At 34.5% G+C, this 18,443-nt stretch carries 17 protein-coding genes and 1 tRNA gene; 11 read left to right on the top strand and 7 right to left on the bottom strand.

Features of this window, described 5'->3' with window-relative positions:
* Nucleotides 1-90 precede the first annotated feature (90 nt).
* The 3 genes from ACJJVT_RS19540 to ACJJVT_RS19530 all read left to right on the top strand — a co-directional run bounded on the left by ACJJVT_RS19540 (nucleotide 91) and on the right by ACJJVT_RS19530 (nucleotide 1,377).
* A tRNA-Arg gene (locus ACJJVT_RS19540) sits at nucleotides 91-164 on the top strand.
* Between the two features lie 135 nt (nucleotides 165-299).
* Entirely contained in the window at nucleotides 300-731 is a 432-nt protein-coding gene (locus ACJJVT_RS19535) for a BLUF domain-containing protein (protein ID WP_299800698.1), read from the top strand.
* A 208-nt stretch (nucleotides 732-939) separates the two neighbouring features.
* Complete coding sequence (locus tag ACJJVT_RS19530; RefSeq protein ID WP_299322785.1) at nucleotides 940-1,377, top strand: response regulator; 438 nt, start codon at nucleotides 940-942, stop codon at nucleotides 1,375-1,377.
* 176 nt (nucleotides 1,378-1,553) lie between these two features.
* Here ACJJVT_RS19530 and ACJJVT_RS19525 read toward each other — a convergent pair whose 3' ends face one another.
* From ACJJVT_RS19525 to ACJJVT_RS19495, 7 genes are all read right to left on the bottom strand, one after another.
* Nucleotides 1,554-2,549, bottom strand: a complete 996-nt coding sequence (locus ACJJVT_RS19525; protein ID WP_299322781.1) for a helix-turn-helix transcriptional regulator — start codon at nucleotides 2,547-2,549, stop codon at nucleotides 1,554-1,556.
* Nucleotides 2,540-2,701, bottom strand: coding sequence for a hypothetical protein (locus tag ACJJVT_RS19520; protein WP_405400914.1), 162 nt, complete (start codon nucleotides 2,699-2,701; stop codon nucleotides 2,540-2,542). The genes ACJJVT_RS19525 and ACJJVT_RS19520 overlap by 10 nt, the downstream gene beginning before the upstream one ends.
* A 116-nt stretch (nucleotides 2,702-2,817) precedes the next feature.
* A complete protein-coding gene (locus ACJJVT_RS19515; protein ID WP_405400913.1) occupies nucleotides 2,818-4,749 on the bottom strand; it encodes an ATP-binding protein in 1,932 nt (643 codons plus the stop codon).
* Between the two features lie 130 nt (nucleotides 4,750-4,879).
* Complete coding sequence (locus ACJJVT_RS19510) at nucleotides 4,880-5,320, bottom strand: response regulator (protein ID WP_073240486.1); 441 nt, start codon at nucleotides 5,318-5,320, stop codon at nucleotides 4,880-4,882.
* A gap of 37 nt (nucleotides 5,321-5,357) precedes the next feature.
* Nucleotides 5,358-5,891 (bottom strand): helix-turn-helix domain-containing protein, encoded by a 534-nt coding sequence (locus tag ACJJVT_RS19505; protein ID WP_405400912.1) that lies wholly within the window; start codon nucleotides 5,889-5,891, stop codon nucleotides 5,358-5,360.
* A gap of 178 nt (nucleotides 5,892-6,069) precedes the next feature.
* Nucleotides 6,070-7,866, bottom strand: a complete 1,797-nt coding sequence (locus ACJJVT_RS19500) for an alpha-amylase family glycosyl hydrolase (protein ID WP_405400911.1) — start codon at nucleotides 7,864-7,866, stop codon at nucleotides 6,070-6,072.
* 174 nt (nucleotides 7,867-8,040) lie between these two features.
* Nucleotides 8,041-9,693, bottom strand: a complete 1,653-nt coding sequence (locus ACJJVT_RS19495) for an ATP-binding protein (protein ID WP_405400910.1) — start codon at nucleotides 9,691-9,693, stop codon at nucleotides 8,041-8,043.
* A gap of 344 nt (nucleotides 9,694-10,037) precedes the next feature.
* On the opposite strand from ACJJVT_RS19495, the gene ACJJVT_RS19490 reads away from it, so the two are divergent.
* From ACJJVT_RS19490 to ACJJVT_RS19455, 8 genes are all read left to right on the top strand, one after another.
* Nucleotides 10,038-10,898 (top strand): RNA polymerase sigma factor RpoD/SigA, encoded by an 861-nt coding sequence (locus tag ACJJVT_RS19490; protein ID WP_405400908.1) that lies wholly within the window; start codon nucleotides 10,038-10,040, stop codon nucleotides 10,896-10,898.
* A 143-nt stretch (nucleotides 10,899-11,041) separates the two neighbouring features.
* Nucleotides 11,042-11,233, top strand: coding sequence for a hypothetical protein (locus ACJJVT_RS19485; protein WP_299800687.1), 192 nt, complete (start codon nucleotides 11,042-11,044; stop codon nucleotides 11,231-11,233).
* Nucleotides 11,234-11,275: 42 nt separating this feature from the next.
* Complete coding sequence (proC, locus tag ACJJVT_RS19480; RefSeq protein WP_405400907.1) at nucleotides 11,276-12,094, top strand: pyrroline-5-carboxylate reductase; 819 nt, start codon at nucleotides 11,276-11,278, stop codon at nucleotides 12,092-12,094.
* Between the two features lie 241 nt (nucleotides 12,095-12,335).
* Nucleotides 12,336-13,034: an NrtR DNA-binding winged helix domain-containing protein gene (locus ACJJVT_RS19475; RefSeq protein ID WP_405400906.1), complete on the top strand. Its 699-nt coding sequence runs from the start codon at nucleotides 12,336-12,338 to the stop codon at nucleotides 13,032-13,034.
* Between the two features lie 27 nt (nucleotides 13,035-13,061).
* Nucleotides 13,062-13,940 carry a sugar phosphate isomerase/epimerase family protein gene (locus ACJJVT_RS19470; RefSeq protein WP_405400905.1) on the top strand — a complete coding sequence of 293 codons (879 nt, stop codon included), beginning with the start codon at nucleotides 13,062-13,064 and terminating at the stop codon, nucleotides 13,938-13,940.
* Nucleotides 13,941-14,108: 168 nt separating this feature from the next.
* Nucleotides 14,109-14,621: a hypothetical protein gene (locus ACJJVT_RS19465; RefSeq protein ID WP_299800684.1), complete on the top strand. Its 513-nt coding sequence runs from the start codon at nucleotides 14,109-14,111 to the stop codon at nucleotides 14,619-14,621.
* Between the two features lie 672 nt (nucleotides 14,622-15,293).
* Nucleotides 15,294-16,568, top strand: coding sequence for an amidohydrolase family protein (locus ACJJVT_RS19460; RefSeq protein WP_405400904.1), 1,275 nt, complete (start codon nucleotides 15,294-15,296; stop codon nucleotides 16,566-16,568).
* A gap of 46 nt (nucleotides 16,569-16,614) precedes the next feature.
* The gene (locus tag ACJJVT_RS19455; RefSeq protein ID WP_405400903.1) at nucleotides 16,615-18,375 is read left to right on the top strand and encodes a serine hydrolase; all 1,761 of its coding nucleotides are present in this window, start codon (nucleotides 16,615-16,617) and stop codon (nucleotides 18,373-18,375) included.
* Nucleotides 18,376-18,443: the final 68 nt, after the last annotated feature.

Genomic DNA, 18,443 nt, shown 5'->3' with positions numbered 1-18,443 from the left:
ATAAAAGAAATAATTAAATTTTTATTGATTTTGGTTTTACCAGTCTATAAAAATCACTAAGTTTGCACCCACATTTGAAAAAATGGTGTCGGTCGCATAGCTCAGCTGGATAGAGCATCTGCCTTCTAAGCAGACGGTCGGAGGTTCGAATCCTCCTGCGATCACTCAAAAGCCCCTTTTAGGGGCTTTTTTGTTTTATATCACTTTCTACAGCTTCCATTTATTCACTTATTTAAGAAGTCTTTTTCATTTTTTGACATTTTTATTATTTTTGCCTGACTAGACCAATTTCATTTTAGATGTATACATTGACTTATGAATCTGTTGCTACCGATAAGATTAACAGCGCAGCAATGGAAGAATTACTTGAAAAAGCACGTGCTAATAATCAACGTGATGCTATTACAGGTTGTTTGATCTATTATAAAGGCCGTTTTGTTCAACTGTTAGAAGGCAACAAAGTAAGAATAGAAGAACTTTACCGCAAGATTAAAATGGATCCTCGCCATAAAAATGTCACTCTTTTCTCTGATGATGAAATAAGCAAGCGAACATTCCCAAATTGGGGAATGGCCTACTACCCCATTGATGAGAACAATACTAACAAATACGAGTACGAGCAATTCAAGAGAAATCTAATTTTAATGGCAGATTTAATTGAACCTACGAATGTTACATCAAAACACTTTTGGAAGAAGATTAAATCAATGGTAGTAGAACCGCCTATGTAGCTTACAGAACATGTTACTCATTTTCACATAAAATAGTAATATGTGCTCATATCTCATCGTTATATTTTAGTTATTGAGCTATTTTTTAAACGAATCGCATTAGAGAGTAGGCTCCTTAAGTTTTACCTTGCTTTTAGATTTTGATTGAAATTTTAAATCAAAGTCTTTTTGAACAAACATTTTTTAGCGTTTTAAATTATTAATTGCCATGAGCAAAAATTTACTAAATGTCTTCCTAGCTGACGATGATAGTGATGACAGAACTTTCTTTTCTGATGCACTAAGAGAGATTCCTATACAGACTAAAATTTCTGAATTTAATAATGGTGTAGACCTAATGGCAGGTTTACTATCAAATACTGATGAGAAACCAGATGTTATATTCTTAGATTTAAAAATGCCTATGATGGACGGATTTGAGTGTCTTGCAGATATTCGTGACCTAGAGAAATATGCAGATACGCCCGTAATTATCTATTCTACATCTTATCACCCTAAAGAGATTACACGTTTAAATGAAATGGGTGCTTCTTTATATTTACAAAAACCTTCTTCATACAACCAGCTTAAAACACTTTTACACAAATGTCTACGCTATGTAAATGATTCTGAAAGAAACGAAAAAGAGTTCGTTATTTCTATTTAACCTAGTTATTATATACTCTCCATATTATCATTTTATATGTACAATCTTACTTAGGTTTTAGCTAAAAGTACTTTCCTGTTTAAATTTTTCAATCCTTAAAAAAGTATTTCCCTAAAATAATAAAGCAAAAAAGCCAGCTCTATTGAGCTGGCTTCATCTTTTTCATATATGTTTTTCTATGCTGAAATAGATACGTTTCTAATGTTCATTAAGTATGCTTTTGGCGTACACTTAAATTTGTTTCTAAAGATTTTAGAGAAGTAGCTTCTACTTGTAAACCCTATAGAATAAACTATCTCTGAAATGTTCATGTCAGATGTTTGTATTAATTCTTCCGCTAGTATCAAACGCTCATTTCTAATGAAATTGGTTACCGTTGTACCTTCCATTACTTTAAATCCTTCTTGTAATTTTGTTGGCGAAAGACCGTATTCTTTACTTAAATCGGTTACTGTATAAGGAAATTCTGGTTTTCTCTTAATAGCATTTACTGCTTCTTCAATTCTTAACAGCTCTTTCTTTGTTAGCATAGTCGAAACTTGACCGCTATTTTCAATATCTTGCTTACAGTGTAAAATCTCTAATGCTAATGTAAAGTTTACAATACCCTCAATAAGCAGCTTTCTTACCAAACCTACTTGGGTAATTGACCTAATCTGTAATAATTGTTCTTTTATTTTAAGGTTGAATGTACCTATGTGTGCACTACCATCTTCATTTAAAAACGAAGCAAACAATTGCTCATATAATTCATTATTGTTAACATTCTTACTTAATGACTCACCGTCTTGTGTTACTTTAATAATAGACAAGTTAGATTTTGTAGCCTCTCTTAGTTTAATATTAATAGTTTCATTAGAACCGCCAATAACTACTGTTTGTAAAGCTTCTACTTTACTAGTCTCTTTACCTTTTGAAAATCTAAAACTACCTTCTAAGCAATAAATGAAGTATAAACTACGATTCTCATCCAACTTTAAATCGAAATTGAAATCATCGTTCAAATCCAAATCATATTCGGTATAAGAAATTCCTGATCCTAATGAAACGGTCTGTATTCTACCTGTACCTTTATCATTATCGTATTGAAGAATACGATCTCCTTGAAAACTAGAGATACTTCCTCCTAAAATATTATTGAAATGACTTAACTGATTATGAACTATTTGCATGATATATTATTTAGATGGTTATTATTTAATGAAGCCTCTTGTGCTTTAAAGTTTTCGGAAAAACCAGGAGTACTACTCTGTACATTTAAAGTCTGGTCATAAGAATCTTTTCGTCTTACATTACCTACTCTAGCATATTGAAGATTATTCATAAAGGCTTACATTTCTTGTTGATACAAAGATGCGGCCAACGCAATGTAAATCTGTTACAACATTTTTAGAAGCTGTTACACAATTTTAAGAAGGGTATATTTTACACTGGTAAAACCTATAATAAGGTTGGAAGATAAACGGTGAACTCAGCACCTTTGTTCAACTCGCCTTTTGCCGTGATGGTACCGTTATGCGATTGAACAATTTTTTTACAGATAGATAAGCCCAAACCAGTACCTGAAAATTCTGTCTTACCATGAAGTCTTTGAAATATTTCAAAAATTTTCTCTTGATACTTTTTTTCGAATCCTATACCATTGTCTATGAATTGTAGCTTTACGTAATTTATGTTTGGCAATAAACTTTCTACCAAACTTTTATCGCCACTAACAATACTACCTATAATTTGAATATTGGGCTGTACTCCTTCATTTACATATTTGAGTGAATTACCAATGAGATTGGCAAATAACTGTTCTAACTGAAATTGAATACCGTTTACTACCGGTAAACTCACAGACGCTACCTGAGCATCTAAATCATTTATACGTTCCCCTAAATCTTCAAGAACATTATTTAATACATCATTAAGGTCTACGCGCCTTGGTTGTTCGCCCACCTCGTCTATTTTAGAATAAGACAGTAGATTATTAATAAGGTTACGCATTCTATCTGAAGAGTACTTTATTTTAGATAAGTAGCCTTGTGATCGATTACTTAACCGACCCTCTTCTTCTTCATCTAACCGACTAACGAACATTTGAATTTTACGAAGTGGTTCTTGCAGGTCATGACTGGCCACCCGGTTAAAGGCTTCTAAATCGGCATTGGTTCTTTTTAATTCTGTATTCTTAATCTGTAATACAGACTCTGCTTCTATTTGCTTGGTAACATCTCTAATAACACCTACCATATACCAATTACCTTCTTTCTGGTAACATTCGCCAATGGTGTTCATATACCTCAACTCCTTAGATTTTGTGTACACACGAAAAACTAAATCAGTTTTAGATTTATTCTTTCTAGCCGCTTTAAAACTAGATTTCACCTTCTCAAAATCATTCGGATGCAAAAATGTAAGTAAGCGATCATACTTATCATCAAACTCATTAGGGTCATAGCCAAACAACCTGTATACATTGTCTGAGTATTTTATTTGCTCCTTAGCTAAATTCCAACGAAAACTACCAATATTGGCTACATGCTCAGCCTCTGAAAGTAATCTGTTCTGTATAAACAATTGTGCTTCATACGCCTTCTCTTGCGTTACATCTTTAGAGAATAGTATTAGACCATCGTTCATTTTTACTGCCTTGGTGGTCAACCAAACAGGCTCTTTATCAAAAATAAATTCTTTTGTATATTCTTTATTCTCACCAGACAGATACCCATCTGCTAGAATCTCTAAAACTCCGTTTTCCGCATTCTTAGGATAATACTCGAGTATGGTCTGCCCTTCAATAAACCCTGAATCATCATTGGCAATTTCACCCATTCGATTATTAATATAATCTATACGGAAGTCTTCAACATCGCCTTTCTTATTAAAAATTGGTTTTAGATAAGAGATAATACTATCATTACTATCTAATACTCGTATACCAAAAAGATTAGAAATTTCAAGTTCTCTATTTCTAGATTGTAGTGTACCTAAAGGAAGCTTAGATTCTTTATCTGTAATAAACTTTGGCTTAATTAACGATAAGGCAAACAATAGTCCTTTATTAAACAATCTAATTCTAACATGATAATTAAGTATATTATCTCCTTCTTTTACTATGATATTAAAGTTCTCATCTTCTTCTGTTTTCAGAACTTTATTGGCCAAAATAAGAAGTTCATCATATTTTACAATTTCTTCTAAAGATTGATTTTGATTAGTATCATTTGAGATAGAAAAGAAACCTTGTGCTTTTTGGTTCGCATAATTAACAAGATATTCTTTTGCATTTAAAGAATTAGGCACAGATGACTCAGTGTATAATACAGCAGTGTCGGCATTATCGACCATTGTTCTAAAAATATCATCTGCTAAATTATTCTTCATACTATATCACTTTTCAAACCTTAGTTAAGGTACTGCGAATTAACCGATAATTATGCGACTTGCTTGGTGCTAAAACAAAAAAAGTTGTTCCGAATGAAACAACTTTTTTACTATAGCTTTATTTGAGACCTTATATTTTCAATAAAAAATTCTCTTTCTTAAAATCATTTAAATGATATGCCCAGTTCATTTTAACCACTTGTTTTAGTGATTTTTTAAGTTCATTGAAACTAGAAGGCTTTTTAATATAGATGTTCGCTCCTTTTTCAAAAGTTTCTTCTATATCTCTTTCTGCAGAAGATGTAGAATAAATAGCCACCAATAAATCTTTTAAATGAGGAGTACGTCTTATTGCTTCTAAACATTCAAACCCATTCATAATTGGCATATTCAAATCTAGAAACACCAAATCAGGAGTATTGTCTGTATCGGTCAGTAAATATTCCATACAGCTTTTACCATTCTCTAACTGGTGTAAATCTGTATTCAATTCGATTCCTTCCAATGCATCGGCAAAAAACTGTCTGTCGTCTTCGTCATCGTCAACGAGTAGTATTCTTAATTTATCCATTTTCAATTTTCATGTATTGAAAGAAGAACCATTCTTCTCACTTTTTTCTAAACTTCAAATACTGAGTAATGGTTAACCCAGTAACTTTTTTGAACTGATTTGATAAATGAGGAACACTACTAAAATTCAAGTCATGTGCAATTTCACTTAAACTTGTATTTTCCAATAGTACCAACTCCTTTACTTTTTCAATGCGCACTAATATATAAAAATTCTCTATTGAGGTGAACGTTTTACTAGAAAATAGATTTGACAGATATGGATAACTAAAACCCAACTGATCGGAAAGCGATTCTGACATTTTTACATTTCTAATATCACCCTCATAAACCATTTTCTTTATGTAGATTTTTATCTCTTCTACAATATCTCTATTCTCTCTTGTTTGAATCTTTATACCAAAACCTTCAAGCTCAATCTGAATAGATTTAAGCTTTTCATCACTTAAATCTTTAGGTAACTTAATGGTCCCATCTTGCAACATTTCAAAATTCACTTCTGCAGCAATCATTGTTTTTCTAAACACTTCATTAACCATTTTTTCAGGGCTATATATGAAACTATATTCCATTTAATAAACACAATTAATTCTCTGCATAAAAGTTTGTAAAATTATTATTTTAGAAAAACATTATATAACAAAATACAATAAATTATTAGCACTTTTGAAACTCAACTTAAAAAACATTTTAATTGTAAGTTTTAGACTACAAAAAATTCTTCTACAGTAATAAATAACAGAAAGATGATTAAGATTTCGTAAAAATCAACGCACCATAAGCCGGAATGTTTATTTTCCCTGTCCAGGTTTTAGCGTCGGTACTTTCTTTTACTACTTCAACAGTATCTACCGGTAATTCTGAGAAATCTTTATCGTAGATTTTACTACCCGCATTAATCTTTAATTCAAATGGTTCGTTTTCATTTAAACCAATACCATAGTCTTGGTAATCTTGATTGCTAAAATTCAAAACTACAAGAACCGGTTCTGTTGGATCATTACCGTCGAAACGGTTATATGCCAATATTTTAGTTTCGTGGTTATTATGTAAAATCTCTATATGCTGACTTCTTAACCCTTTACCACCCTCAGTTTCTCCTGTTCTTAACTTAATAATATCGCTGATCAAGTTTTCTATACCCTTGTGCTTTTCTTCTTTTTCCCAATCTAAGCCTTCGGTGTCTTGAAAATATTCGTCTTCAATAAACTCTTGACCTTGAAATAGCATTGGTATACCTGGTGCTGTCAGTGTTAATACCATACCTAATATGGCTCTTTTCTTGGCAAAATCACTTTCTGCATCACCTGGTTGAATTTCCTCTGGAACCCTCGCTTTACCATTGGCAACCTCATCATGAGATTCGGTATATACAATACGGCAAAAGGCATCATTACTATACTTAAATTCTAAGGCATCAACTATTTTCTGTAGATCTCTACTGTCGTCATGGGTATCTTCTATGACTTCTCTTACTGGATGAACAAAATTCATATCCCATTGTGAACCATATGCAAGCCCATTATGCTCTATAGCATCGGTAACCCTACTATCGCCTTTTAAATCTTCTGCAATGGTTAATACATGAGGATATTTCTCTCTAATTTCTGAATTTATATCCCTCATTAAAATATTACCTTCTTCAATCTCAGTATCGTAGCCTAACCCTCCGCCCTCATAACGTATGTACGAAGTGGCATCCATTCGTAAACCATCACAATGGTATTTTTCTATCCACATTAAGGCATTATCACGTAAATATTGACGTACTTCTTCTCTACCATAATCTGGTCTAGTGTCGCCCCAAGGGGTATCGCTTCTATGATCATTGTAGAAATAAATTCCGCCTTTATCATTTTCACTCCACCCATCGAATTGCCATAAATCTACATCTGATGGTCCAAAATGATTATATACCACATCCATTATTACTGCAATTCCTATTTTATGCGCTTCATTGACCAATTCAGCAAATGCATCTGGTCCGCCATAATCTTGCTCTATTGCAAATGGGTGAGCAGGATTATATCCCCAAGATATTCCACCAGCGAACTCAGCAACCGGTAATAATTCAATACAGTTAATTCCTAAATTTTTTAAATAGTCGAGCTTGGCGATTACATCTTCAAAAGTACCAACGGCATCCGGTGAAGAACGATTAAAAGTACCTACATGAAGTTCATATATAACCAACTCGTTCCAGCTTGGCATTTTAAAATCGGTATCGTCCCATTCAAAATCTAAGGTTCTAACGATAGAATTACCGTTGCTATTAGTGACCTCAAAAGCATACGGATCGTTTCTCGATAAAAGTTCGCCCTTATATTCAATAAAGAATTTATACTCATCGCCTTCTGATGCCTGATCTGTAATAACAGACCAATACCCATTATCTTCTATTTCAAGTGAAATATCTTTTTTAGCCCAGTTATTAAAGCTTCCGCCAACGAAGACTTTCTTTGCATTAGGAGCCCATACTCTAAAGGTTACAGCACCATCATTTATGATAGCACCCATACCTGCCGATTTTGTAATTGTAGTGTTCATAATTCAAAAATAGATTCGAATTCACCCAAATAATACCCTTAAAAAAATATGCTTTAACTCAATAAAAATAAATTTAATATATCTATTTATATGAATTACAATAACATACACACTTTACTCAATTAATAAAATCGAGTGTATGGTAAAAGATGTAAATAAGAAACTAGATGCTATTTATTGTTTTCTAGGAAGTATAATAGTAAAGACAGATCCCTTGTTTAACTCACCTGAAGCACTAATGACCCCAGCGTGGTTTTGCACAATTTTCTTTACAATTGCCAAGCCAATACCTGTACCTACATATTCTTGTTTGGAGTGTAATCGTTGAAATACTTCGAATATTTTTTCTGAGAACTGTTCATCAAAACCAATACCATTATCGGTAATCGTAATTTGAACATATTCTTTATCATTTAATAGATTTTCGTCTATGGTATTCGCATTGGTAATTATTTCAATTTCTATAGTGACCACCGGTGGCACGTCGCTTTTTGAATATTTAATGGAGTTAGATAGCAGATTGTACATTAATTGGCGAAATTGAAATTTCACCATTTCAATCTCAACTGAATTTACGATAGTTATGGTACCATTCTTTTTATGAAGCTCTTCACCTAAATCGTTTTTAACATCTTCTACAAGATTTTTTAAATCGACCGTTTCAAAAATCCTTTTTTCGGTATCTGTACGCGAGTACGATAACAAGTCATTTATGAGCGATTGCATTCTATTTGCGGCAGATTGTATTTTTTCGAATTTAGTCTTTCCAGAAGTGGAAAGTTTATCAAATTCGTTTTCCATCAGTACCTCTGAAAACATTTGAATTTTACGTAAAGGCTCTTGTAAATCGTGACTAGAAATATAGGCAAAAGACTGAAGCTCTTTATTCATAGCCTCAAGCTTTAAATTACTATCGGCCAACTGTCTCGTACGATTACCTACCTCTTCTTTTAATTGATCTGCAAATGATTTTTGCTTATCAATATTCATACCCGTGCCAATAAATCCTATCATTTTACCTTCTTCGAACTTGGGAACACCTAAAACCTTAAACCACTCATATTTATCGGTGCTATTATTTTTAACCCTATACTCTAATGTAAAACCAGTTTGATCTTCTAATGCTTTTCCGAAGCCTGAATATACCACGTCTAAATCATCAGGATGAACCACATCTACCCAAACTTGCCCTGTAAATTCAGATTCGTTTTCTACGCCTACATAATCTAATAGTGCCTTATTCGAATATTCTATATTTATCTCATTATCGGTAATCCAAATCCAAACTGGAGATAGGTCTGCCAATTCTCTAAATCTGCGCTCACTCTCTCGTAACCTTCGCTCTGCCAAAACAGCCTCTGTAGTATCTGTTACAATAACTAATACTCCAGATACGTTACCAGATTCATCTTTAACGGGACTATAACTAAATGTCCAGTATACATCTTCCATCCTACCGTTCCTGTAAATAGGAATCATTAAATTTTCTCTCCAAATGGATTCTCCCTTTTTGGTAACTACGCTAAGCATGGGGTAAATATCTTTCCATATTTCTGACCAAGCCTCTGCTCCGTTTAAACCTAAAATTTTAGGGTGTTTGCCATCTACACCTAAAATTGGTCTATAGGCATCATTATAAAATCCTTTTAGGGTGTCGCCCCAAAATAAGAACATTGGAAAAGGAGAATTCAGAATAATATTAATAGTAGTACGTAAACTCTGCGGCCACCCTACTGGCGGACCAAGTGGAGTCAACGACCAATCTTTTTCGCGCATTAACTTACCCATCTCGCCACCATCATCAAGAAAATGAAATTCTTTATTCATAAGGATCTATAATTAGATAAACGTCTACATTAAACATCAATAAAAATACGTCATAAAGATTAACATTTTTGGAAAACGTATTTTAAATCAAAACGTCAAATAAACCAATTTTAGCATTATAGAATTAACTCTATAAAATTTGAAGTGCACTGTTATGTATGACATGATCAACATAATAGTAAACCAGTAAAAATTACCAAAATTCAAATATTTCAAAAACAGCTCATTTTCACTCAAAATCAAGCAAAAAACCCTTTAAATTAACCAAACTTATCACAAAAGGTGTCTTTTTCTTGCATTTTAACGAAATTATAGTATGTTATATATGAACTTAAAAATAATCTATGCGACAACTAAAGATCACCAAACAAATTACGAACAGAGATGCCAAATCATTAGAAAAATATTTTCAAGAAATCAGTAAAATAGATTTAATTACTGCAAGCGAAGAGGTAGAACTGGCTCAGAAAATTCGTAATGGTGATCAGAAAGCGCTAGACAAATTGGTGAGTGCCAATTTAAGGTTCGTGGTATCTGCCGCTAAGCAGTATCAAGGTAGAGGTCTGCGCCTTACCGACCTTATTAACGAAGGTAATTTAGGATTGGTTAAGGCAGCTAAACGTTTTGATGAAACTAGAGGTTTTAAATTTATCTCTTATGCCGTTTGGTGGATTAGACAATCTATTCTTCAAGCGCTATCCAACAAATCTCGTATTATTCGTCTTCCTCAAAATAAAATTGCGGTCAGTTCAAAAATCTATCAAGTATATTCTGCATTGGAGCAAGCTAATGAAAGACCACCAAGCGCTTCTGAAATTGCATCTGAATTAGATATTAGCGTTTCTAAAGTAAAAAGCTCCATGAAAAATTCGGGAAAATCTATTTCTTTAGACGCTCCTTTTAAAGACGGGGAATCTTCATCGTTATATAATGTGTTAGAGTCTACAAAACTAAATAGTCCTGATAAAGAAATGATGGCCGAATCATTAGAAACGGACATCAATCAAGTATTGAGAAAAATTCCAGAAAGACAAGGTGATGTTTTACGGCTTTACTTTGGTTTAGGCAACGGGCCTGCAATGAGTCTTGTTGAAATAGGTGAAGTCTTTGATGTTACTAGAGAACGCGTACGACAAATAAAAGATAAGGGAATTAAATCTCTTAGACGTACATCGAATACCGAGTTATTACGCGCCTATCTTTAATTATTAAATCAGTATTTATCATCACTAGGAAAAATATTTTCCAACATTCATTTTAACCACTTATAATAGTATAACATTAGCTTAACAGCTCTAATTAGGAGTTGGTAATGCATTTGTTATGTTACTGTTTTAAATACCATTACATGAAACTTATTTACATTAAAAGAGAAAGCAATACCAAAGAATTATACAGAACACGTAACGGACTCAAAAAGTCAAAGGTGACCTCGATCACGAAATACTTTTTGGGTATCCCCATAAAAACCCTGCACACCTACAGACAAATTTATTACAGGCGTAAGAATAACGCTATTGAAAAAATGCTATTTATCTAATTATATAATCATACATATTATCCAATAATTAAAATTGAATTCATGAAAATACTAGTAATAGGAGCCGGCAATATGGGATTGACTTATGCAGAGGGCATGTCGAAATCGAAATTACTTAAAAAGAGAAATATCATGGTGCTCGATACTTCTGAAGAGAAGTTAGAAGAACTACGAGAGAATCCGCAATTCGATGCTTTTGATGATTTAAAGAAGTGTGCTCCAGAAGCAGATATTATTTTTATTGCCGTAAAACCATATCACGCCGAAAGTGTTTTCTTAAAACTGAATCCGCTTGTAAAACCTGGTCAAATTGTTATTTCGATTATGGCCGGTGTTACTATAGATACTATCCAAAACTTAACAGGACTCACAAAAATTGTACGCGCTATGCCGAATCTACCAGCATCAATTGGTAGAGGACTAACGTCATTCGTAGCCTCAAAAGAAGTAACGCGTATTGAACTGTTAACGATTGAAAGTTTGTTAGACACTACGGGTAAATCTATTCAAGTAAGCAATGAAAACTTCATTGACGCTTCTACCGGTATATCTGGTAGTGGTCCGGCTTATGTATTTTACTTTATGCAAAGCATGATGGAAGCTGCACTAAAAATGGGCTTTACACCAAATGTATCTAAAGTTTTGGTCGCACAAACATTTACGGGAGCTATTGAACTTTTCAACCAAAATGAACTATCACCAAATTCTTGGATGGACAAGGTTGCTAGTAAAGGCGGTACTACTCGTGCAGCACTAGATTCTATGGAAAACAACAATGTAGGTGAACTTATAAAAGAAGCAGCTTTCGCAGCATTTGAGCGTGCAGTTGAACTCGGAAAAGAAAAGGTAAATTCAATATAATTGTAAATCATTAATACGCATCACCTGAGTATTTAAAAGGTAGAAGCGATATATTTACAGTCGTGCTACATGCGACTTATTAGAATAGAAAACAGTTTTTTGACTATTGCATTTTAAATAATTACTAGTTTAATATGTAATAGTCAAATTCTATTGTCTCACTTTATGACAATAATTCTTTGATTACATGTTTTTTTGTGCTTTATTTGATAAAGACAACTGAAATTTATCAAATTCACTAATGAAAGGCCCTAAAAATAAGAAATTCATTCCTAACCTTTCTTATGATTGTGTAATTTTTGGATTCAATGGAATAAATCTAAAAATTCTTATTTTAGAATACCACAACACGGGTTTATTTGCACTTCCGGGGGGATATATCAAAAAAAACGAAAGTTTACAAGATGCAGTAAATAAAGGTGTAGAAGAACGCACCGGACTAAAAAATGTGTTCTTAGATCAATTTCAAATTTTCGGAAAATTAGATAGAACCGACCCAGCTGCCACACGTCGTATTCTAGAAGCAAACAACAAGAATTTAGAGAAAAATGAATGGATGATGGACCGCTTTATTACCGTGGGTCATTATGCACTAATCAACTACGAAGATGTTAATCCGAAACCCGATCACCTTTCAGATAGTATTGATTGGTACGACATTAATAGCGTACCCAAACTAATGATGGATCATAACGAGATTGTAGAAAAAGCGCTTGAGGTACTTCGCAATAACATTAGTGAGAAAATAATAGGTATGAACCTGCTTCCTGCAAAATTTACAATGAAGCAATTACAACAAGTCTTCGAAGCTCTTTTAGACCAAACGCTAAGGCGAACCAGTTTTCAACGTAAAATGTTGTCTCTAGATATATTACAACGACATGAAAAGCTTTTTGAAGGTAAAGCCCACAAAGCTCCATACCTATACAGTTTTAAATAATATTACATACTTAAACTAACAACAACAATGAACAAATCAACACTTAACAACTTTTTAAAATGTACCGTTCTCGCAGCTCTTATGTTCGGTACTTTAACAACCTACGCTCAAAAGAAATTTGGCGGTCTTGCGCTTTACACTGTTAGAGACGATATGGGTACCGATGCTAAAGCAACTTTACAAGCCGTATCTGATGCAGGTTATAAAAATATCGAAGCTGCAGGGTACGAAGACGGCAAGTATTATGGTATGACTCCGGCAGATTTTAAAGACTTATTAAAATCTCTAAAATTAAAGCCGATTAGCACACACCAAAGCGCAGTAACTCTTGACAATGCCGATAAGATGATGGCTGATGCTAAGACTGCAGGCTTCAAATATTTTGTAGTTCCAATCCCGCCAATGGGTATGTTCACGTTCAACCAAGAAGATAGAACAATGGGCATGACCGGTACTGTAGAAGATTTAGCTAAAATTCTAACCACTCTTGGTGAGAAAGCTAACAAAGCTGGATTAAAGTTATTATACCACAATCACGATTTTGAATTCAAAAAGAATACTGACGGAATTGTACCAATAGACTATTTGTTAGAAAATGTAGATTCAAAATTATTAAACTTTCAAATGGATTTATTTTGGGTAACCAAAGCTGGCGCCAACCCAATCGCTTATTTCAACAAATATCCAGGTCGTTTTAAAATCTGGCATGTAAAAGATATGGATGAGCAAGGAAGGTTTGCCCCTGTAGGCAAAGGATCTATCGGCTTTCAAAACATTCTAGCTAATAAAGAGCTTTCAGGCATGAAGTATTATATGGTTGAACAGGATATGACTTTCGACGGATTAAAACCGTTAGATGCTATTAAAATTAGTCACGACGGACTAAAAGAAATAGGATTCAAATAATTACTAATACCAAACAACGGAGATAGCCCCGAAGAGATTTTTCTCTTTGGGGTTTTCTTTTTTAGCATCTTTCTCATTAAACCTTTCATTCCAAACGATGTCTTAATCACTTATAAAAATATGTGCCTATTTTAGCGCAAGCAAAACCAAATTTCAAAAAGTGACCACATGAAAATGACTACAAGTTTACGCATGAGAATTATACACAGATACCTAGGTTTCTTTTTAGCCGGTATCATGGCAATGTACTCTATTAGCGGAATCATAATGATCTATAGAAATACAGACTTTCTAAAAAGTGAAAAAATCATAGAACAACAACTAAAACCAAATTTAAAAACCGCTGAGCTTAGTGGTGCATTGCGAATTAAAGGCGGTGTAAAACCTCAAAAGACAGAAGGTGATGTTGTTTACTTTAAGCAAGGTGAATACAATACAGTAACAGGTATGGCTACCATTAAAAAAATGGAGCTTCCTTTTATTTTAGATAAGATGGAACACCTGCATAAGGCAACCACAAATAGCCCTGTATATTTTCTGAACATATTTTTCGGACTTTCACTATTATTCTTCGTAGTCTCCTCTTTTTGGATGTTCATGCCTAAAACTACTGTATTTAAAAAAGGACTATACTTTTCACTTGGCGGTATCGTTCTAACCATTATTTTGCTGTTCGTGTAACAGCATGAGATTAATATTTAATCCGCTTTAAAGACATTTCTTTAAAGCGGATTTTTGGGTTTTGATAAACACTGTAACCATTAAGAACCCACCCCTAGCCCCTCCAAGGAGGGGAATAGTTTCTGACTTGTAATTAACTTTTTTAGATTAAGACCACATAACTACACCAAACTGCGCGTGGGCTCCCTTTAGGGTCAGGGCGAGCGCCGTCATTATAAAAACGCAACTCCCCAACAACCAACTAACTCACAACTAAAAACGAAAACCTCCCCTCTCGGGAGGGGATTGAGGGGTGGGTAATCGGAGGATGAAGATTTCATTGAACATTCTAACTAAAAACACCCACCCCTAGCCCCTCCAAGGAGGGGAACAGTTTCTTACATTAATTAGACTTCTTAGATTAAGACCATATATCAATAACAAACTGCGCGTGGGCACCCTTTAGGGACGGGGCGAGCGCTGGCATTATAAAAACGCAACTCCCCAACAATTAAAAAAACCGCAACCAAAAAACGAAATTCTCCCCTTTTGGGAGGGGAATAAAGGGGTGGGTGCCGCGATAATATTACGCTACTTCTTCAATAAAAAAAGCAACGTAAACAACTTATTTTCACTACTTTCATATAAAATAATCTAACTCAAATAAAGACCATCAAAATCAAACATTTTCAAATGAAAAACCTCTTGTTACTAGTACTATTGTTCACTATTACAATTTCCATTCATGCCCAATCTAAACTGATAAAAGCAGATTCGTATTTAGATGTTAGAACCGGAAAATTAATTTCTCCGGCTAATCTGCTCATCGAAAACGGAACCATTAAATCTATTAATCCAAAGGTATTGCCGGAAGGTTTAGAAACCATAGACTTAACGGGTAAGATACTATTACCGGGACTTATGGATATGCACGTGCATTTAGATGGCGATTTTAGAGGCAGCTGGGACTATGTCTATAAGGAAAGTGCTAGTCAAGGTACTGTAAGGGCTGTGGTCAACGCAGAAAAAACTTTAATGGCCGGTTTCACTACCATAAGAAGCATAGGGCAATTACACATAACACCAGAGCTTATTGATGTTGCCGTTTCTGAAGCTTCTGATAAAGGGATGATCGCCGCACCTAGAATAATCCCATCGGGACATATGATTTCTATAAGTGGCGGACACGGAGATATTTCTTTGGGGCTGGCTGAAGGTTTAGTAACCGTTGGTCCAAATGACGGAATCATCAACGGAAAATATGATGCCATTGAAGCGGTACGCTATCAAATTAAGCACGGAGCAAAATTCATTAAAATGCATGCTACTGCGGGTGTTCTTTCTATGGAAGATGCCATTGGCGCACAACAGCTAAGTAATGAAGAAATGAAAACCATTGTAGATGAAGCTGCAAGACACCATATAAAAGTTGCCGCCCACGCACATGGTACCGAAGGTATCAAAGAAGCTATTAAAGCTGGTGTGTATTCTATTGAGCATGGATCTATTATTGATGATGAAGGTATTCAGTTAATGAAAGAAAATGGTGTTTACCTAGTACCAACAAGAGGGCTCGCTACCATTATCGAGCCTATGATCGACAAAATGGATCCTGTTATGGCCGGCAAAGCAAACTATGTGATGCCTATTGCTAAACAGAACCTTACAAAAGCTATTAAAGCAGATGTAAAAATTGCCTTTGGTACAGATACCCCTATAATCCCTCATGGTAAAAATGCCATTGAATTCGCAGCATTGATTGACTGTGGCATGAGTACTAAAGAAGCAATTAAAACCGCTACTACCAATAGTGCAGAAATGCTAGGGCTTACTGATCGTGGTGAAGTAAAAGAAGGTTTACTGGCAGATATTATTGCCGTAGATGCCAACCCCATAAATGATATCTCCACTTTAGAAGATGTAAAGTTTGTTATGAAAAACGGAGTCATTTATAAGAATAAAAAGTAAAAATAACGTTGCAGCAAAATAGCCAATCAATAAAAAAACGAACATCATGAAATCATCACAACACATTTTAATCAGAACACTTCTTCTAGGCATTTCCGTATTATTATTTACGGGCTCCATGGCATTCGGACAAACGAAAACCGAACAAATAGATGAGCTTCTAAAAGAGTATCTAGCCTATACTAAATTCAATGGCTCTGCACTTGTTGCCAAAGATGGGAAAGTCATTTTTAAAAAGGGATACGGTATGGCGAATATGGAATGGGATATCCCCAACAACCCCAACACCAAACATCGCCTAGGTTCTGTGACCAAACAATTTACCGCCATGCTTATTCTACAATTGGCAGCAGAAGGTAAACTAGATCTGCAGGCACCTATTTCTACCTACTTACCAGAGTACCCAAAAGAAAACGGTGACAAAATTACCACCCATCATTTATTAACCCACACAGCTGGCATACCTAATTACACTTCATTTCCTAAGTTTTTTGAAGAGGATAGTCGCGATCCCTATACTCCAGAAGAGTTTACTACAAAGTTTCAAGATATGGAGCTAGAGTTTACTCCCGGCGAAAAGTTCAATTACAGTAATTCCGGTTATTTTTTATTGGGAGTGCTTATTGAAAAACTATCCGGTAAAACGTATGAAGAAATGCTAGACGAGAAGATATTTTTTCCATTAGGCATGAAGGAATCCGGATTCGATCATCATTCAGAAATCCTAAAAAATAGAGCAACAGGTTACGAGAATAATGGAAACGGATTTATCAATTCACCTTACCTAGATATGTCTATTCCGTATGGTGCAGGCTCGCTATACGCTACCGTAGAAGATTTATATCTATGGGACCAGGCATTGTATACCAATAAATTATTATCCCAAGAATATATGGATATGTATTTTAAGCCACACACACCCGCTTTCGGCAGTTTTCATTATGCCTACGGATGGATGGTTGGCAATGAAGCCCTAGGCAACACAACCGATAGTATCGCAGTAATTACCCATGGTGGTGGTATTAACGGATTCAATACACAAATTTCAAGACAGCTTTCAGACAAGTCACTGATTGTGCTTTTAAATAATACAGGTGGTGCCCCATTAGGTAAAATCACGCAATCAATTCTTGGTATTATAAACGATAAAAGTTACGACCTCCCAAAAACTCCTTTAGCATCTAAACTTTTAGAGGTCATAGAAACGAAAGGCATTGATGCAGGGGTTGCGTATTTTAACAAGAATAAGGATAATAAAGATTTTGATGTCAATGAAAATGAGATGAACCAAACGGGATATCAACTATTAGGGTCTGACAAAACAAAAGAAGCAATTCAAGTTTTTAAACTGAACGTAGACGCGTATCCAAAATCGCCTAATGCATATGATAGTTATGCCGAAGCATTAATGATATCAGGCGATAACAAAGGTGCTATTGAGAACTACACAAAAGCGGTAGAAATGAATCCTGGTAATGAAAATGCCATAGATATGCTTACAAAATTAGGTGTCGATACCAGTAACTTAACAAAAGAGTTCGAAGTACCAGAAGCACTATTAGAAAGCTACGTTGGTGTCTATGAATTAATGCCCACTTTTAAAATTACCATAACCAAAGAAGGCAAGCAATTAAAAGCACAAGCAACAGGGCAGCCCATGTTGGATATTCTCGCCAAATCAAACGATACTTTTTACTTAAAAGAAGTTGCTGCTCAAATTCAGTTTATTAAAGATGAAAACGGAGCAATTGAAAGTTTAACTCTATTTCAAAACGGGCAAGAAATGAATGGTAAGAAGGTGGAGTAGTGTGAGATTATTTAACCTTAGAACGTAGACACCACAGACCCAAACTAGAAGCCCGAAAATCTTACCCC

This window comes from Maribacter sp. Asnod2-G09 (assembly GCF_045063795.1).
In the GTDB taxonomy this organism is placed as follows: Bacteria; Bacteroidota; Bacteroidia; order Flavobacteriales; family Flavobacteriaceae; genus Maribacter.
Note: the sequence above shows the minus strand (reverse complement) of the source record. Positions and strands in the feature narration are given on the sequence as shown.

Coding starts and splice junctions, on each gene's coding strand:
- ACJJVT_RS19535 (WP_299800698.1), top strand. CDS start 300: ATGTATACATTGACTTATGAATCTGTTGCTACCGATAAGATTAACAGC.
- ACJJVT_RS19530 (WP_299322785.1), top strand. CDS start 940: ATGAGCAAAAATTTACTAAATGTCTTCCTAGCTGACGATGATAGTGAT.
- ACJJVT_RS19525 (WP_299322781.1), bottom strand. CDS start 2,549: ATGCAAATAGTTCATAATCAGTTAAGTCATTTCAATAATATTTTAGGA.
- ACJJVT_RS19520 (WP_405400914.1), bottom strand. CDS start 2,701: ATGAATAATCTTCAATATGCTAGAGTAGGTAATGTAAGACGAAAAGAT.
- ACJJVT_RS19515 (WP_405400913.1), bottom strand. CDS start 4,749: ATGAAGAATAATTTAGCAGATGATATTTTTAGAACAATGGTCGATAAT.
- ACJJVT_RS19510 (WP_073240486.1), bottom strand. CDS start 5,320: ATGGATAAATTAAGAATACTACTCGTTGACGATGACGAAGACGACAGA.
- ACJJVT_RS19505 (WP_405400912.1), bottom strand. CDS start 5,891: ATGGAATATAGTTTCATATATAGCCCTGAAAAAATGGTTAATGAAGTG.
- ACJJVT_RS19500 (WP_405400911.1), bottom strand. CDS start 7,866: ATGAACACTACAATTACAAAATCGGCAGGTATGGGTGCTATCATAAAT.
- ACJJVT_RS19495 (WP_405400910.1), bottom strand. CDS start 9,693: ATGAATAAAGAATTTCATTTTCTTGATGATGGTGGCGAGATGGGTAAG.
- ACJJVT_RS19490 (WP_405400908.1), top strand. CDS start 10,038: ATGCGACAACTAAAGATCACCAAACAAATTACGAACAGAGATGCCAAA.
- ACJJVT_RS19485 (WP_299800687.1), top strand. CDS start 11,042: ATGAAACTTATTTACATTAAAAGAGAAAGCAATACCAAAGAATTATAC.
- proC (WP_405400907.1), top strand. CDS start 11,276: ATGAAAATACTAGTAATAGGAGCCGGCAATATGGGATTGACTTATGCA.
- ACJJVT_RS19475 (WP_405400906.1), top strand. CDS start 12,336: ATGAAAGGCCCTAAAAATAAGAAATTCATTCCTAACCTTTCTTATGAT.
- ACJJVT_RS19470 (WP_405400905.1), top strand. CDS start 13,062: ATGAACAAATCAACACTTAACAACTTTTTAAAATGTACCGTTCTCGCA.
- ACJJVT_RS19465 (WP_299800684.1), top strand. CDS start 14,109: ATGAAAATGACTACAAGTTTACGCATGAGAATTATACACAGATACCTA.
- ACJJVT_RS19460 (WP_405400904.1), top strand. CDS start 15,294: ATGAAAAACCTCTTGTTACTAGTACTATTGTTCACTATTACAATTTCC.
- ACJJVT_RS19455 (WP_405400903.1), top strand. CDS start 16,615: ATGAAATCATCACAACACATTTTAATCAGAACACTTCTTCTAGGCATT.